Below are 17,142 nucleotides of genomic sequence, written 5' to 3'. Positions count from 1 at the left end.
GCAACGCCTACGATAAAAAGAGCTATGCCAGCAGACCACACGTATCAATTACAATTCGTTGCAGCAATAAAGTCTGGTTAATATCTTTAAACTGACGATGAGCTACAAGCACTACAACAATGTCAGCCTCGTGCAAAGCTTCATCCAGCGAAACCAGCGAAACATTATTGCAATGCTCAAATTTACGAGGCAATTGTGCTACATGCGGCTCGACAGCAAACAGCTTCAGATTAGGATCCTTAGCCAACTCACTGACAATCTGTAAAGCGGGGCTTTCGCGCAAATCGTCAATATCTGGTTTAAATGAAAGGCCTAGGCAAGCAACTTGCGGAGCTGTAAAGCGTGCGGCTTTTCGTTTTACCTGATTAATAACCCACTCAGGCTTGCCTTCATTAACCTTACGTGCGGTATGAATGAGTTTTGAAGTAGAAGGAGCACTATCAACAATAAACCACGGATCCACAGCTATACAATGCCCTCCCACTCCGGGACCAGGGGTCAGAATATTTACTCTGGGATGATGATTTGCAAGCTTAATGGTTTCCCACACATTAACGTCCAACTCTTCACAAATCAAAGAAAGCTCATTAGCAAAAGCAATATTGACATCGCGGTAGGAGTTTTCTGTCAATTTAACTAGCTCAGCAGTTCTGGCAGTCGTTGTCAAAACAGCACCTTGAACAAACTGTTTATAAAACTGCTCTGCGGCACGAGTGGAAGCCACGTCCACCCCGCCTACAACACGGTCATTATCAACCAGCTCCTGCAAAATTTTGCCGGGCAGGACTCGCTCGGGGCAGTGAGCCACATAGACCTGTTCTCCAGAGCCAAGTCCGGAGGCACAAGGCAGTACAAGGTCAGGTCGTAGAGACGCAACCCACTCGCACACTTTCTCTGTGGTTCCAACAGGACTCGTGGATTCAAGAATAATCAGATTCCCCGGTGCAACATAAGGAGCAATAGCTTCGCTTGCAGCCTTGACGTATGAAAGGTCGGGCTTATGCCCATCTGTGAATGGAGTAGGAACTGCCAGAATGAACACGTCAGCGACATCAGGCGTGGTAGATGCAACCAACTGCCCCGACTGGACAGCAGATTTAACCATAATATCGAGCGAAGGCTCATAAATTAAAATCCTACCGTCCTTAAGAGCAGAGACAACTCCCTCATTCACGTCGACACCGTGAACTTTAAACCCCTTTGTTGCCAGCAAGCTTGCCGTCGGCAAGCCGATGTAGCCTAAACCGACAATACATACTGTCTGCATAAAAAAACTCCATCATGCACAGCAGACAGCTTTTGATGTCCACTTGCTCATTTTTTTGTATCAATATATTACCAAGGCGATCTGATTATATAATGGGAAATACAAAAGGCTTTCTCAGATACATTCTCTCTGCACATCACCAAGAGACTCAAAACATATTTCCGATCCTAAAACAGTGCAACCCGCCAAAGAACACCCGAACTATCCCCCAAAAACAAAATATTTATTGAGGCTTCCTAGTTCAGCATGGCGAGCAAAGCATCACGAATCCTTTGCGAAGCCAGACCGTCGCCATAGGGATTAACAGCTTTTGCCATTCTGTCGTAGTATGTTGAGTCAATTAGCAATTTGCCAACTTCCTCAACTATGTTCTCAGTATTTGTGCCAACAAGCTTAGCGGTGCCAGCGACAACGCCTTCTGGGCGCTCGGTTACATCCCGCATCACCAAAACGGGCTTACCCAAAGCGGGGCCCTCCTCCTGAACTCCTCCAGAGTCAGTGAGAATAATTGATGCCGCATTCATCAAAGCAATAAACGATTTGTATTGCAGAGGCTCTATCAAGATGATCCGCTCTGTTTTTTCCAACTCTTGAGTGACGGGGGCTTTTACGTTGGGATTTAAATGCACAGGGTAAACGACAAACACATCCTCATGCTGCGCTACAATCTCGGACAATGCTCGGCATATGGCCTCGAACCCTTTGCCGAAATTTTCACGCCTATGGCCTGTTACAAGAATAAGCCGTTTTCCTTCCGACAAATTATGCAGGACATCTTCAGGTAAAAGATCGCTATTGGACCCACCATGCTGAAGCATCCAGAACAAGGCATCGATCACAGTGTTGCCTGTCACAAGGATACGGTCTTCTGCAGCATGTTCCCTAAGCAAATTTGACCGTGCTGTTTCTGTAGGAGCAAAGTGCAGATCGGCCACAATACCAGCAACGCGTCTATTTAGTTCTTCAGGAAACGGTGCATCAAGCTGGAAGCTTCTGAGTCCGGCCTCAATATGGCCGACCTTGATTCCTCGGTAAAATGCACAAAGAGACGCAATCATCACAGTTGTTGTATCTCCTTGTACAAGAATACAGTCAGGCATCTCCTGCCCAAGTAAGGCGTCTATTGACTCAAACAACCTTGAGGAAAGAGAGGCAAGGGTTTGTCCCGGACGCATAACTTTTAAGTCAATGTCAGGGACAAGTCCAAAATCTGCAAACGCCTGATATAGCATTTCATGGTGCTGTCCAGAAGAAACAAGGCGCACATCAAATTCCAGATGCTCACGCAGAGCAATCACAACCGGTGCTACCTTAATAGCTTCAGGTCTGGTTCCTGCAAAAATCAAAATGCGCAAAACAGCCTCGCTATCATAAATGTTTCACCAATATTTCGCTGTTGTTAATACAATTGACTCCGCATACCTCAAATTAAGGCAGCCGATCTTCCGTTAAGGCGTGGGATATTGCCAGAAAAGGGGGGGGGAAGCAACTCCTAGAGGTGGTCCCCAAAACGCGGGCAGCTAAGGCGGAGCGGAGACAAACAGAGGGAACATGCCCAAGAGTAAGAGAAATCGTTACTCGGCAGAGTTCAAAGCCAAGGTAGCCAAAGAGGTCTCGAAGGGGGGAAGATAATTCGACACAAGATACTGCAACATTTGATGCTTATTAGAATGTCGCTCAATGGAAAAAGCAGACATTGAAAGGGCTGGTCGGCATTTTCTTCGGCAAGGTCGAGAAACAATCCGCCAATAACGACTTGTAGATCAAAGCACTCCACGCCAAGATGGGGCAGTGGATCGTGGAGCGTAATTGTTAGCCAAAGGCTTTGGTCGTTGAGCCTAGCCCTAAATAGGGGGATGGTCGAGCATGATCACTCCCGGCTCAGCATCGCTAGGCAATGCTGTCTTTCTAACTTTAGCCGCTCCAGTTTCTACTATGAGGAGGCTGGCGAGAGCGGGTTGAATCTGACGCTATGCGTTCGATACATGGAAAAATCATACATGGTGCCCTGAATATGCCTGCCAATAGTCTGAATCGTCACTCATTTACTAGACACCATGATTTTACTAATAAAATTTTCTTCAAATTTCATTTGAAGCAAGTTGCCTTCGTGTCCATGACGGCGAATCGGGTTATAAAACATCTCGATATAATTGAAGACGTCCTACCGCGCCTCTTCCCGACTATAGACGCATCCGCGTTCTAGCCAGAACGGTTTGATTAGTCCCAGCAGCCGCTCATTATCTTTTGGTCTTGGCGACCTGGGCTGCTTGAGCCAGGCGCAAAAGCCACTGCGATGTACATGCAGAGGCGGCACAGGTTTCGAACCGCGAATTCCTTATAATACGCCTGAATAAAGGCATACTTCACAGGGACTCTCTGGGGAAGTATGCGGTGGCCTTTTTTACGATGTCTCGCTCTTCTGTTACCCGCTTTAACTCTGCCTTGAGACGCTTGATCTCGGCTTGTTGGTCGTCAAACTGGACAGCATGAATTCGCCATGGCCATACTTCTTTTTCCACGCATAAAGGCTATGGCTGCTGACTCTTAACCGTTGGGCAACTTCTTGGACGGGATAGCCGTGTTCGGTAGTTTGTCTTACCGCTTCAATTTTGAATTCGTCAGTGCAATGCTTATCATGCATCGTTTTCTCCTGGAATCTCGACTCCATAGCTCAGGAGTGTCTACGAAACAAGTGGCGATTCAGTTTCCTCTTTTTTCATATGCAAAAAGCATCAGGTAGAATTGCTCTCAAAACGCTCACCTCGGACCGGTGAACCTTTCCAAGAAATACGATCCGCTCGCCCTATTTTAATGTAACACTTCGCCACCCTGCATTTGCAGGATAGCGAAGCCTTGTTCGATTACGCATTATTACGGAAGGACTTCCGGCAACGCACAAGCTGCCGCTTGCCTTCGCGCTGCACCCGTCGCTACTGTTATTCGTTCTGAAGCGCCTCAATCAGTGCCCGCAATTCTGCGGAAAGGTTTGCCAAGTCGGAAATAGCAATTGCAGACTGATTCATAGCGGCTGCTGTCTCAGAGGCAATGCGGTTAACTTCATCCGTACCGCGGCTTATCTGCTCGCTTGCAGCAGATTGTTCTTCTGAAGCAGTCGCAATGGAACGGACCTGATCGGCGGTATCTTCTACAAGACCTACTATAACCCTGAGGCTTTCTCCGGACTTGGCAGCAAGGTCAGTCGCTTTTTCAACCACCCTTGCCGCATTATCCATCTCGTTGATGTTCCTGCGGGTACCATCCTGAATAGACTGCACTGCACGTCCGACTTCCTGCGTGGCCTGCATGGTTTTTTCCGCAAGCTTTCGTACTTCATCGGCGACGACAGCAAAACCGCGTCCTGCATCGCCTGCGCGTGCGGCTTCGATGGCGGCATTTAGTGCAAGCAGGTTGGTCTGGTCGGCAATATCAGTAATCACGGTCATAATCTGACCTATGCCTTCCGCATTTTTGCCAAGCTCATCAAGCCCCTGCACCATCTTGCCCGCAGCTTCACTGACGGCATTAATAGACTCTACCACTTCAGCCACAATCTGGCCGCCTTCTTCGGCATTATCACGGGCAACTACGGCACTTTCCGCTGCCCTGCTCGCGTTCTGGGCAACTTCCATAACTGTTGCGTTCATCTCTTCCATGGCTGTTGCAGTTTCACCGGCCCTGTCTCTCTGGACCTCTGTGCCCCTGCTTGATTCTTCTATCTGTGCGGCAAGTTCTTCCGATGAAGAAGTGATCTGCTCTACAATGCCTTCCAGTCTGGCAGCAGCCTGAAGCATACCATCGCGTTTGGCCCTTTCCGCCTGTTCCTTGGCGGCTTGAGCCTCCTGCAACGCAATTTCCGCCTCACGACTTTTTTCTTCGGCTTCTCTGGTCTTATCTTCGGCAGTCGAAATAAGCTCGACCAGATTTTTAACCATTGTGGACAGTGCCGTGTGCAAAGTTAACAACTCTCCGCCAAACCCTTTATCGTCGGGCATAGAGCTGAAATCCCCCGCCGCCACGCCTTTTGCAGCGTCAACAAGACGGTTGATCGGCTTGGAAACACTTCGCGACACAAGCAGCACCATAACCATCATTACAGCCAAGCTAACTAAAGAAATCATGAGACTGACAACCAGAAATTCTTCGGCAGCCTCATTAATCTTTACAGAAGGAAGGGCGACACCCATAACCCACGGGGTTTTTGTGCCGCTAATAAGAACCGGCTCGAAAAGGAAGTAGTATCTTTCTCCATCCAGAGGGGAGACAATTTCAAGAGCATACCGTTTGCCCGCCCCGATGGACTGCATGATTTCAGAGTGATATTTTTCGGGAAAGGCCTTGGTAATATCTTCGCCCACCATGCCGCTGTCGGGGTGTGCAACACAGTAGCCTTTGTTTGACGCAAGAAAAGCAAACCCGGTTCCCAAGGGCTTGATGTTTTCAACCATCGTCTGAAATTCCGCCAGGGTAAAATCTATACCTGCTATCCCCATGAACTTACTATCTTTAAAAATAGGCACGCTTACGGTTGCCATGTTCGTTTTTGCAACCTGAGTATAGTACGGTTCAGTCAGCACAGGGCCACGTGTATCTCTCGGGCTCATGTACCATGCACGTGTATTGGACGGGTCATATTGCCATAAGTCTTCTACTTTCAGCGTTCCGCCTTCTCGCCAGTAGTACGGACCATACTGCCCTTCAGCGCCGTACTGCTTATATCCTACATAGTCAGCATCCCGCCTATCCAAGGCGTTGGGCTCTATTACGACCTGCGTGCCAAAAAACATATCATCAGAAAGCGTGACATCCTTTATCATCTCGTCCGCAATTTCACGATCAACTGATTCGGGGTGCTTTGACATAGCCAGAAAGGTTGCTCCCAGAGCCTTGGACGCATCCAGAGCCTTTTCAATGCTGTTTTTTACCTGATTCCCGTATTTTCCTGCCAACTCTGATGCCATCTGATGCGCCTGATTGGTGGAAATTTCCTGCGTTTTCATTACGCTGAAGGCCGTAAATCCTGAAAAAACAACCACCAGAACCCCGCCAACGCCCAATGCTATTTTTGCACCAATACGCATATCTCTGAACATAAAGCCTCGCTTAACCGTTGATGATGATTGTCTTACGGCGCAAAGGAGTACGGCATTATTAACCGTGAACCGGGCTGACCATCTTCAGGATAACACAGGTTATGCGCGGCAAAGATTATTTTCATGCTCTCCCGACCCGCCCTTGAAGGAACCTCCTCATAATGACGAGCGCCAGCACATCGCTATCAATTGGGTCGGGTTCAAAAAAAGCATGCGGCACCCCGGAGTAAAACCGGAGTGCCGCACTTGTTTCGGCCCTGCTACACCGCTCTCATCCAAATAGATGCGGCCTCTCACCTGACTACATCTACAGAGGAGCAATTGTCATGGCCCTAACAGGCCAGATCAAAACGGTCGAGATTCATAACCTTATTCCATGCAGCCACGAAGTCAGTCACAAACTTTTCCTGAGAATCTTTACTGCCGTAGACTTCCGCAATGGCGCGCAGCTGCGAATTGGAGCCGAACACCAGATCAATGCGCGAACCTGTCCACTTCAGTTCACCGGTTTTACGGTCGCGTCCTTCAAAAAGTTCAGCTTCTTCTGATGTCGGCGTCCACACAGTGTCCATATCCAGCAGGTTGACGAAAAAGTCGTTGCTCAGAGCTTCCGGCCTGCTGGTAAAGACACCATGCTGCGACTGACCGTAGTTGGCATTCAGAACACGCAAGCCGCCTACAAGCACTGTCATCTCCGGCGCAGTCAACGTCATCAGCTGCGCTTTGTCTACCAGCAGTTCTTCTGCCGTTACGGAATACTTCGCTTTCAGATAGTTGCGGAATCCGTCAGCCTTAGGCTCCAGCACCGCAAAGGAGTAATCATCAGTCTGCTGCTGCGAAGCATCGGTGCGTCCGGGAGTAAAGGGCACAGTAATATCATATCCGGCGTTTTTCGCTCCCTGTTCAATACCCGCGCAGCCACCCAGCACGATCAGATCGGCAAGTGAAACCTGCCTTCCACCGGCTTGCGAAGCGTTAAACTCATCGCGGATGCTTTCAAGCTTTTGCAGCACCTTATGCAACTGTTCAGGCTGATTCACTTCCCAGTCTTTTTGCGGGGCAAGACGCAAGCGCGCACCGTTGGCTCCACCGCGTTTGTCCGAGCCGCGGAACGTAAAGGCGGACGACCACGCGGTATACACAAGCTGCGATACAGTCAGGCCGGATTGCAGCACTCCGGCTTTAAGGGCTGTGATGTCCTGTGTACTGATAAGAGGGTGGGATACGGGAGGAATCGGGTCCTGCCAGATCAGCTCTTCTGCAGGCACCATAGTGCCCAGATACCGCGAGCGCGGCCCCATGTCACGGTGGGTCAGCTTAAACCACGCCCGTGCAAACGTATCGGCAAACTCTTGCGGGTTTGCCAGATAATGACGGGCAATAGGCTCATAGACAGGGTCAAAACGCAACGCAAGGTCCGCCGTAGTCATCATGGGGCGCAGCTTTTTGGAAGGATCGTGGGCATCCACAACCATATCTTCATCTTCCACATCTTTTGCCAGCCACTGATGTGCTCCGGCAGGACTTTTCACCAATTCCCACTCATACTTGAAAAGAACCTTCAGGTAGCCCATATCCCAGGTTGTGGGGTTGGGCTTCCATGCACCTTCGATACCGCTGCCGATGGTGTCACCCGCTTTGCCGCTGCCATAGCTGCTTTTCCAGCCCAGGCCCTGCTCTTCCAGTCCGGCACCTTCCGGTTCCGGCCCCACATGCGCGGCATCACCGGCGCCATGACACTTCCCGAAGGTATGCCCGCCTGCTACCAGAGCCACCGTCTCTTCATCATTCATGGCCATACGGGCAAAGGTTTCACGCACATCTACCGCAGAAGCAAGCGGATCAGGGTTACCGTTCGGCCCTTCGGGGTTCACATATATCAGGCCCATCTGTACGGCAGCCAATGGATTATCCAGCTTTCTGTTACCCTTATAGCGGACATCACCCAGCCACGTATCTTCAGAGCCCCAGTAAATATCTTCTTCCGGTTCCCAAACATCCTCGCGCCCGCCGGCAAATCCGAAGGGCTCCAGCCCCATGGACTCAATAGCGCAGGTGCCTGCGAAAATCAGAAGGTCGGCCCACGATATTTTACGGCCATATTTTTGCTTAACGGGCCACAGCAGCCTGCGGGCCTTATCCAGATTGACGTTATCAGGCCAGCTGTTCAGCGGTGCAAGACGCTGGCTGCCGGACCCAGCACCACCACGTCCGTCACCTACGCGATACGTTCCGGCACTATGCCACGCCATACGGATAAACAACGGGCCATAATGCCCATAATCTGCAGGCCACCAATCCTGAGAATCGGTCATCAGTTCCATGAGATCGTCTTTCAGGGCCTCAAGGTCGAGTTTTTTAAACTCTTCGGAATAGCAAAAAGCCTCGCCCAGCGGGTTTGACTTGGAAGAATGCTGATGCAGAATATGAAGGTTAAGCTGACCGGGCCACCAGTCCCGATTAGAAGTACCGCCACCGGCCACCTGTCGTTCTGTCCTGCCTGTCACAGGGCACTTATTACCGTTACTCATAAGGAATTCTCCTGACTATCAGTAGTGTTAACCTGCCCCCTTATCCTGCAACGCTTCGCTGTTGCAGCAACAGCGATTTATCCTTCCGATTCGTACAACTATAGTAATCATCATGCATTACATGCATATTTATGCAGCCTCTGCCATAACAAGTGTATTAACGCATGACGCTGAAAAACAGCAGATATGTATAATAGCACACTGTCAATTTTAAAGTCACCTGCAAAATTAAGTTTGCACAATATTACTATAAAAACCATCAAACTACAGTCCAACATTCTAATTATTAACTCAAAAACAAACTACGGATACCAACTTTAATATTCACACCACACCTTTATTGCACAAGTGTGCAATAAATACACATACGAAGACGGCAATCCGCGTCCTGATTTTATATCCAGCAGCACACAACGCTTCCATAGCGCAACGTATTGCAATAAAAATAAGATAAATACCTTCCCCGGGGGGGGGGAAAACACAATGTCTGCGGCAGACAAAAAACTGCAACCAACATATTAAGCGCAACATGTTGGTAACGCGACAGACACAATCCGTCTCCAACGCTAATGTTATAATTTTACAGCCTGAAATGCTGTGCGAAGAACAAGCCACATGACCGCTGGGCAAAAAAATATAATCTGGCTATACAGGAAAAACAGTACGACAACCTCTCGTAATGCCTATAAAATATCACAAAACGAAAGTTGACGTTTCCTATGGTTTCGAAATCGAAAAAACTTTGACAAACCAACAAAGAAAAGTAACTTTACGGCGTCAAACGGCCTCTGTTTTCTTTATATCTGAATTCACAGGAGAAACACATGAAGAAAGGACTATTGCTCGCCCTTTGCCTGACTCTTTTCAGTGCATCTATGGCTTTTGCTGCTGACGACTACAAACTGGTTCTTAAACTGAGCCACGTATTCAGCCCGGCAGAACAACTTACAAAGTCGATGGATGCTGTTGCCGAAAGCATCTACGAAAAGACCGACGGCGCGATCGAAATCCAGACCTTTCCTCAGGCACAGCTGCCTGCCTACAAAGAAGGTGTGGAGCAGGTTGTACGCGGTGCCAAGTTTATCTCTGTAGAAGACCCTTCCTTCATCGGCGACTACGTGCCTGATTTCAAAGCACTGTACGCTCCCATGCTGTACCGCAGCTTTGACGAGTACGTAGAACTGACCCGCCGCGACATCGTAAAGCAGATGATGGCCAAAGCCGAAGAACAGGGCATCAAAATTCTTGCCCTTGATTACATTTACGGTTTCAGAAACCTGATCACCAAAAAAGTTATCACCACTCCTGCTGACCTTAACGGCATGAAGATCAGAACCCCCGGTTCCAAGTCGTACATCGACACTCTGACCGCTATGGGCGCCACCGCCACCCCTCTTCCCTGGGGCGAAACCCTGTCTGCAGTGCAGCAGGGCGTTGTTGACGGTCTCGAAGGTTCCGAGTTCACCAACCTCGGCACCAAAGTGTACGAAGGTCCCACCAAGAACGTAGCCACCACCCGTCACATTCTGGGTACCTGCGGCGTATACATTTCCACCAAGGTATGGAATGAAATGCCCGAAAAGTACCGCGCAATCGTGCAGGAAGAGTTCACCAAGGGCGCCAACGACATGGTCAGCCTGCTGAAGTCCCAGCACGGCGACGTGGTAAAAGAACTTGAGTCCTACGGCGTAAAGTTCAACGAAGTTGACGGCGATGCATTCCGCAAGGCTCTTGCTCCGCTGTATCAGGAAGGCCCCGGCATGACCCCCGGCGTTTTCGATGCCATCTTTGGCGAACTGGATTCCATGAGAAAGTAAGTAAAAACAGGACGCACGGTGCCTGCACCGTGCGTCCTTATTGTGCCTTGCGACACAGGCGTGTTACGCGCTACCGGCCTGTACACAGACAGCTGCTGCTTTGCTGCCCGTAACCGTACAGGTAATACCTGAAGCCACCTGTTCGTTTCTGCAAGGTTCAGGTCGGCCTGACGGCTGACCCGCCTGACCCGTCAGGCTTTTTTATTTATTCAGTAATTTTTGCTCTGGCAGGCAGGGTCCGGCAGATGTCCAGCAACTACACAATGCTGGCAGATGCCTTTTGCGTTTCGGGCAATTGTTCCGACCGCATAGCACCCTGCAAGGGGAAATGATGCAACAGCTGAAACAAGCACTCATCCGAGATATCGACATTTACCTGAGCGGTGCGTTTCTTTCGCTTACTGTTCTGGTGGTTATCGTCAACGTTATCTTACGTTACCTCTTTCAGGGGGGGCTATTCTGGGTAGAAGAAGTGGCTACGACTTCCTTCATCTGGAGTGTTTTTCTTGGTTCATCAGCAGCGTACCGCTACAACATGCATATCGGTATCGACCTGATTACCAAGCTGTTCCCCAGGCACATCCAACAGTTGGTTGCAATTGCGGTTACTCTGCTTATGACCGTAATCAACGGCTACGTGGTGTACCTGAGCTTGCTTTTCATCCAGGCCAACAGCCTTAAGCGCACGCCTGTTCTGGATGTTCCAGCCATTTATGTGAATGTCGCCATTACAGTCGGGTTCGGACTTATCACCTTCCATACGCTGCGTTTTCTTGTCCGCGACGTGCGGGAATTTCTGGCATCCAGACAGCACCAAGCACCTGTGACGACGGGAGAATAAAGGTACCGATATGTCCATTTTTCCCATTATCGTCGTTATGGTGCTGTATTTTTCCAGCATTCCCATTGCGTTTGCACTGATTGCGGCGGCCCTTGCTTATTTCACCTTCGGTGACGTAGGTACTCCGCCAGACCTGATTCTGCAAAAGTTCATCACGTCCGCATCTTCGTTCCCGCTGCTGGCTGTTCCCTTCTTCATCATGCTGGGCGAAATCATGAACTACTCCGGCATCAGCTCCAGACTGATGAAGGTTGCAGATGTTCTGACCGGTCACATGAAAGGCGGCCTTGCGCAGGTAAACGTTGTGCTCAGCACACTGATGGGCGGCATCTCGGGTTCTGCAAACGCAGACGCCGCAATGCAGTCTAAAATTCTTGTTCCCGAAATGACAAAACGCGGCTACAGCAACGCATTCTCCACTGCTGTCACGGCTGCTTCCTCCGCCATTGCACCGGTCATTCCACCCGGTATCAACCTTATCATCTATGCGCTTATCGCGCAGGCATCCGTAGCCGACATGTTCATCGGCGGCTATGTTCCCGGCCTGCTTATGTGTCTGGCGCTGATGGCTGTGGTCAGCATTATTTCGCGCAAACGCGGGTACAAATCCGGCAGAGACAAAATGGCCTCGCCCAAGGAAATCACCATCCAGCTGTGGGAATCCATCTGGGCCATGCTGCTGCCTCTGGGCATCATCATGGGCATCCGCTTCGGGGTGTTCACTCCTACAGAGGCAGGAGCCATTGCCGTGCTGCTGGCAACCATCATCGGTGCGTTTTTCTATAAGGAACTGAAGTGGCGGCATGTGCCCATCATCCTGAAGAACACCGTACTAGCCACCAGTGCCGTTGTCCTTATTATCGTGGCCGCATCCGTTTTCGGTCAGTATATGAGCTGGGAACGTATTCCTTACATGCTTACCAAGAGTCTGATGACCTTTGCAGAGTCTCCTTGGATGATGCTGATGCTGATCAACATCTTCCTGCTGGCTCTGGGTATGTTCCTTGAAGGCGGCGCGGTACTCATCATTGTTGCTCCGCTGCTGGTGCCTGTCGCCAAAACAATGGGCATCGACATCGTACACTTCGGCCTCATCATGATTGTCAACATTATGATCGGCGGCATCACGCCCCCGTTCGGTTCCATGATGTTCACCACATGCTCCATCACCAACGTGAGCATCGGCAGCTTCATCAAAGAAATCTGGCCGTTCATTCTGGCACTGCTGGGAGTTCTGCTGATAGTTACCTACATACCTTCGGTAGTTATGTTCCTGCCGAACATGTTCTAACAGTAAGCACCGCTATTTTAGCACCACACAAAAACAAACCGCCCCGGCAAGACCTGCTTGCCGGGGCGGTTTTATTTAAAGTGTCGGCGCTAATCTACCGCTTCAAAACGAACCGACGATGTCATCTCGCCCATTTCCGGCAGTTCCGGATAACTCACTGTAATAGACGACTCATGGTATTCACAGAAAAAATCTTCGGCGTTCCACAACGTCATGCTTTCCAGCTTTATTACATTCATTTTTTTGTCAGGAACCGAGACCAGCGACAAATCAAACCCCTCACGGCTTGTCATGTCCATAACATAACGGACCCCGTTACGAACTGTATACCCCTTCAATGTCGAGTATGTGCCGTTACGACCGTCCTCTCCTACGACCATCCCCGATCTCTCATAAACTGACATTGCGAAATCATCACCACTTTTAACAGGCGTAGTTACAAACCGCGGGAACAGTGCCTGCGTCACTTCAACCAGTAAATACATTTGCTCAAAATTCAGCTTCACAGCATCCTGCTTCAGGTCGGCGCTAGGTGTGGTGAGTTGGGTAGTCCCTTCAACAGGCCATCCGTAGGCGTCTGAAATAGCGTAAGCCTCTACTAAGGGAACAAGCGAGGTAAGATGCACTCCATCGGCTACAAACTCTGTCACCTGCACTTGCCAAATAAAAACATTATTCTTCTGACTGATGGAATACGTTGCATAAGCTGTCCCCTTAGTGGACACGCCCTCATTGGTAACGTCAATATCTACCCGAAACTTTTTCCCGGCAACAGGCTTTATCTTGGGGGTTATGGGCACTTCAATTCTCTCAACAGGATACCCTGCAACATCCACTGTAGATGTTTTCCGGGCAGCACATCCCATTGTAAAAACGCAAAGCACAGCAATCAACACATGACCAAAAGACCTTACGCGCCTCTTCCTCATATGTTTTTTGTTTAATATTAAATTTTCCTCATTTGAATAACATTACACTGAAACTATACTATTATACCACACCAATACATGACTTATTAACAGCGTAACATGGTATATATTTAAAAAACAACTACAGAGAAACAATAGACAAAAAACTTCCTCAGTAATATTAAACGCACACTGATATTATCTAACAAATAAAACATAATGCACCTCATTTGCCAAGCCTTATATAGCTACAGGTCGTGTCGATTATGCAATCGCCTGCTTCGAAAACGAAATTACACAAGAATATACCTCATTATTATCAACCACCTTTTTGAATTGGAAAAAGTCAACCCCAAAAACAAAAAAACACTATTTTTTATTTCATTATCATAAAAAAAGCTTCCCATCGCATACCCATTTCTATATATGGAATTGCAAAATAGAGCCTTTGGGGAGTTTTAAAATGCATATTGAAGAGCAAAATACTATTGGACAAACACAAATGAATGAGACACCTCAACATATAGCTGCAAATAACGATCCAGCACCTCTTTTTGAGTTTACAGGAACAGGCAAGTCACTGTTTTTCATGCACCTTGTAAATGGACTTTTCATTGCACTGACAATGGGCATTTACAGCTTCTGGGCAACTACTAAAATCCGCAAATACTTCTGGTCCAATACCCTGGTTCAGGGCGAACCTCTGGAATATACGGGCACAGGGCGCCAACTGGCGCTTGGTTTTGTTGTCGGCATCCTGATTCTGGTGCTGATTTCGGCGCTCATCGTGCCCATGGACCTTATTTTCGGGCCTCCCGCCAGCGCCGTTACCGGTGCCGTAATATTCTTTGTGTTCATGCCCTACGCCATGTATCGCAGCCTGCGGTACCGGCTGGCACACACAAGACTGCACAGCATTCCCTTCGGGCTAGACGGTTCCCCCATGAAGTTCGCAGGCCGCACCATTCTTCGTTCTCTCATTGCTATTCTGAGCCTCGGGCTTATGGGGCCGTGGGCATATGCCAAGATTACGCAAGACATCATGAGCAACATCCGGTATGGCGACAAGCCGTTTACTTTCACCGGTAGCACCATGAAGCTCGTGAAAGCGTCCATCCTGCCTTACCTGATGATGTACGCGCCCGTAGTGGCTTATTTAGTGTTTCTCGCTGCACTCCTCACTATCCCGGGACTCCTCGGCATGGTAGCAGGCAATGAAGCAGTGATCATACTTTCCATCATCGCTATTTTCGTAACTGCCACAGCGGGCACCCTTATCTGGCGCTGCCGCATGCTGCACTGGATGGCAGAAGGCACAAGCTTCGGCAATGCGTCGTTCACCTGCTCCATCAAGCCGGCGGCACTGTTGTGGGCTATCGTCAAATTTGTCCTGCTTACGGTACTGACATTCGGTATCGGGTTTGCATGGGCATCTGTGGGCCTGCAAAAATTCTTTGCAAAACAGTTCGGCCTGTCCGGCGACCTGAACTTTGCTGAAGTGCACCGCGGTGCTCATCAGCAGGAAACCACAGGCGACGGCATCGCGCAGGCCTTTGACTTTGATCTTGCAGTGTAGGTACCTTGCGCTCCATGCAATTTACCGCTCGCTACAATGACGGCCAGACCCCTGAATCCGTCGAAATAACATTACAGCTTACCGGCGGGTATCTGGTCGCACAAAATAGCGACCAGATACCCCGCTGGGCTCTTGCCGATATTGACCCTGTGGACAATTGGGGCGAACGCCCCCTGCGTCTGAAACTGCACCCCGACAACTACGAGCGTATCACCATAGCGCCGCAAGCAGACACGGACGAACTTGTCCGGCAGATACGGGCGCACCGCGGCATACGGCTGTCCATGCCCAGCAAATTCAGCATGGCTCTTATCTCCATTATGCTGGTACTTGTGGTGTGGATAGGCTTTTTCGGCTCACAGACAATACGATTCGTTGCCACCAACCTGCCAGAGTCCGTTGAAAAACAACTGGGCGAACAATCCATGCGAGTTATAGTGCCCATGCTTTCGCAAGGTCGCTCTCCCATGTGGTGCAGCTCGGAACAGGGCGACAGCGCTCTTGCACACATGCAGGCAGAGCTGCTTACAGAGCAGGACAACCAACTGTATACTGTGAAAGTTCTTTACAGTGACGTGAATAATGCCCTTGCCCTGCCCGGCGGCACTGTCATTCTGACCAGCACCTTGCTTAACGGGTTACAGAGCCCGGAAGAACTTTCAGGCATACTTGCCCATGAAAGGCAGCATATTATCGAGCATCACGGCACCAGCAGCTATATCCGCAACATGGCTTTTGACCTGCTCTTGAATATGTTTGCGGGTGACAGCGATGCGCTGGAACTTATCGGCGGCAGTGCTCAGGCGCTTATTCTGCTCAATTATTCACGCGAAGATGAAACCGCAGCGGACACTGGTGCGGCCATAGCCCTGCATCGGGCTGGTATACCTGTTTCCGGCCTGCAGAACTTTCTCAGCCGCACAGTCCATTCAAAAGAATCAGACGTGCCCGACTTTTTGCGGGCACTGGAAAGTTACCTTTCCACACATCCGGATATCCCCCGCCGTGTACATGACCTGCAGGTGGAATATGTTGGCCTGGGTCCTGTACCAGTCAGGCAAACCCCGATTACTGCAGTCCAGTGGGCCAGCATTAAAAATATCTGCATGTCCGGCATGAGCACGGCAGAGTAACTTTTTCATCTTTCAAAGGCCCGTACCCTTCCGGTTGCGGGCCTTTTTTGTATACTTGAAAAAACACAAGTCAGTTCGAGCCTCAGCCATCCCATGCCAAACCGTGCGCAAGAATAATATGCTCAACATGACATAAGAATAAATATACAGTCCCACACTAAGACGTTCTGCATGGTAAAAGCATTACGCATGCGGAAAGGTCCGGAGGTTAATATGTCCAAAAAGACACAACAACCAGTTATGCGGCTGCATCTGTGGCTGGAGCAGGCAGACGGCGTACTCTTTGGTCAGGGACGCCTGCAGTTGCTGGAATATATTGAGCAGGCTGGTTCCATCAATGCGGCGGCCAAGCGCCTTGGCATGTCGTACAGAGCTGCATGGGGTAAAATCAAAGCTTCAGAAGAAGCTCTCGGCTTCAAATTGCTGGAGCAGCCGGAGGGCCGCCGCTCCGGTTGCAGACTAAGCGATGCCGCCCGTATGCTTATGGAAGGCTACCGCAACTGGCTGGAAGAAGTGGAAGCCATAGCTCTGGAACGGGCAGAAAAACATCTGGGCTATACGCCGGAACAATTCCTCAACCGCAACGGCGCCTGCGCACTGCCTGCTAAAAGTGCGAATCCTAAACCCTCGCAGAATCCTGCAAAAACATCCCGCCAGACCATCGGGGCCACTCACTGATTTTCAC

At 49.7% G+C, this 17,142-nt stretch carries 11 protein-coding genes and 1 pseudogene; 6 read left to right on the top strand and 6 right to left on the bottom strand.

What is annotated here, in order from left to right; translation table 11 throughout:
• Positions 1 to 22 precede the first annotated feature (22 nt).
• From wecC to katG, 5 genes and pseudogenes are all read right to left on the bottom strand, one after another.
• On the bottom strand, positions 23 to 1,267 hold the full coding sequence (gene wecC, locus ACK5LI_RS10730; RefSeq protein WP_416949106.1) for a UDP-N-acetyl-D-mannosamine dehydrogenase: 1,245 nt from the start codon (positions 1,265 to 1,267) through the stop codon (positions 23 to 25).
• 236 nt (positions 1,268 to 1,503) lie between these two features.
• Positions 1,504 to 2,622, bottom strand: a complete 1,119-nt coding sequence (gene wecB / locus ACK5LI_RS10725; protein ID WP_416949104.1) for a non-hydrolyzing UDP-N-acetylglucosamine 2-epimerase — start codon at positions 2,620 to 2,622, stop codon at positions 1,504 to 1,506.
• A gap of 830 nt (positions 2,623 to 3,452) precedes the next feature.
• Positions 3,453 to 3,911, bottom strand: a pseudogene (locus ACK5LI_RS10720) (transposase); the annotation flags it as partial.
• Positions 3,912 to 4,206: 295 nt separating this feature from the next.
• On the bottom strand, positions 4,207 to 6,360 hold the full coding sequence (locus ACK5LI_RS10715; protein WP_416949102.1) for a methyl-accepting chemotaxis protein: 2,154 nt from the start codon (positions 6,358 to 6,360) through the stop codon (positions 4,207 to 4,209).
• A gap of 332 nt (positions 6,361 to 6,692) precedes the next feature.
• Complete coding sequence (gene katG / locus ACK5LI_RS10710) at positions 6,693 to 8,891, bottom strand: catalase/peroxidase HPI (RefSeq protein WP_416949100.1); 2,199 nt, start codon at positions 8,889 to 8,891, stop codon at positions 6,693 to 6,695.
• 824 nt (positions 8,892 to 9,715) lie between these two features.
• Between katG and ACK5LI_RS10705 the strand changes: the two genes are divergently transcribed.
• The 3 genes from ACK5LI_RS10705 (at position 9,716) to ACK5LI_RS10695 (ending at position 12,840) form a co-directional block, all read left to right on the top strand.
• A complete protein-coding gene (locus ACK5LI_RS10705; protein ID WP_416949097.1) occupies positions 9,716 to 10,708 on the top strand; it encodes a C4-dicarboxylate TRAP transporter substrate-binding protein in 993 nt (330 codons plus the stop codon).
• A 331-nt stretch (positions 10,709 to 11,039) separates the two neighbouring features.
• Positions 11,040 to 11,549, top strand: coding sequence for a TRAP transporter small permease (locus ACK5LI_RS10700; RefSeq protein WP_416949095.1), 510 nt, complete (start codon positions 11,040 to 11,042; stop codon positions 11,547 to 11,549).
• 10 nt (positions 11,550 to 11,559) lie between these two features.
• Positions 11,560 to 12,840: a TRAP transporter large permease gene (locus ACK5LI_RS10695; protein ID WP_416949093.1), complete on the top strand. Its 1,281-nt coding sequence runs from the start codon at positions 11,560 to 11,562 to the stop codon at positions 12,838 to 12,840.
• A gap of 89 nt (positions 12,841 to 12,929) precedes the next feature.
• On the opposite strand, the gene ACK5LI_RS10690 is transcribed toward ACK5LI_RS10695, so the two are convergent.
• Entirely contained in the window at positions 12,930 to 13,676 is a 747-nt protein-coding gene (locus tag ACK5LI_RS10690; RefSeq protein ID WP_416949091.1) for a hypothetical protein, read from the bottom strand.
• 574 nt (positions 13,677 to 14,250) lie between these two features.
• Between ACK5LI_RS10690 and ACK5LI_RS10685 the strand changes: the two genes are divergently transcribed.
• From ACK5LI_RS10685 to ACK5LI_RS10675, 3 genes are all read left to right on the top strand, one after another.
• Positions 14,251 to 15,324, top strand: a complete 1,074-nt coding sequence (locus tag ACK5LI_RS10685) for a YjgN family protein (protein ID WP_416949089.1) — start codon at positions 14,251 to 14,253, stop codon at positions 15,322 to 15,324.
• A 14-nt stretch (positions 15,325 to 15,338) separates the two neighbouring features.
• The gene (locus ACK5LI_RS10680) at positions 15,339 to 16,457 is read left to right on the top strand and encodes a M48 family metallopeptidase (RefSeq protein WP_416949087.1); all 1,119 of its coding nucleotides are present in this window, start codon (positions 15,339 to 15,341) and stop codon (positions 16,455 to 16,457) included.
• Positions 16,458 to 16,670: 213 nt separating this feature from the next.
• Positions 16,671 to 17,135, top strand: coding sequence for a winged helix-turn-helix domain-containing protein (locus ACK5LI_RS10675; protein WP_416949084.1), 465 nt, complete (start codon positions 16,671 to 16,673; stop codon positions 17,133 to 17,135).
• Positions 17,136 to 17,142 lie beyond the last annotated feature (7 nt).

Origin of the sequence: Oleidesulfovibrio sp. (assembly GCF_047973035.1) — a bacterium.
GTDB lineage: Bacteria > Desulfobacterota > Desulfovibrionia > Desulfovibrionales > Desulfovibrionaceae > Oleidesulfovibrio.
This window is presented reverse-complemented; position numbering and strand designations above follow the sequence as displayed.

Excerpts from the sequence above, each read along its gene's own strand:
- ACK5LI_RS10675 (WP_416949084.1), top strand. The coding sequence starts at position 16,671 with ATGTCCAAAAAGACACAACAACCAGTTATGCGGCTGCATCTGTGGCTG.
- ACK5LI_RS10700 (WP_416949095.1), top strand. The coding sequence starts at position 11,040 with ATGCAACAGCTGAAACAAGCACTCATCCGAGATATCGACATTTACCTG.
- ACK5LI_RS10680 (WP_416949087.1), top strand. The coding sequence starts at position 15,339 with ATGCAATTTACCGCTCGCTACAATGACGGCCAGACCCCTGAATCCGTC.
- katG (WP_416949100.1), bottom strand. The coding sequence starts at position 8,891 with ATGAGTAACGGTAATAAGTGCCCTGTGACAGGCAGGACAGAACGACAG.
- ACK5LI_RS10695 (WP_416949093.1), top strand. The coding sequence starts at position 11,560 with ATGTCCATTTTTCCCATTATCGTCGTTATGGTGCTGTATTTTTCCAGC.
- ACK5LI_RS10685 (WP_416949089.1), top strand. The coding sequence starts at position 14,251 with ATGAATGAGACACCTCAACATATAGCTGCAAATAACGATCCAGCACCT.
- ACK5LI_RS10705 (WP_416949097.1), top strand. The coding sequence starts at position 9,716 with ATGAAGAAAGGACTATTGCTCGCCCTTTGCCTGACTCTTTTCAGTGCA.
- wecC (WP_416949106.1), bottom strand. The coding sequence starts at position 1,267 with ATGCAGACAGTATGTATTGTCGGTTTAGGCTACATCGGCTTGCCGACG.
- ACK5LI_RS10715 (WP_416949102.1), bottom strand. The coding sequence starts at position 6,360 with ATGTTCAGAGATATGCGTATTGGTGCAAAAATAGCATTGGGCGTTGGC.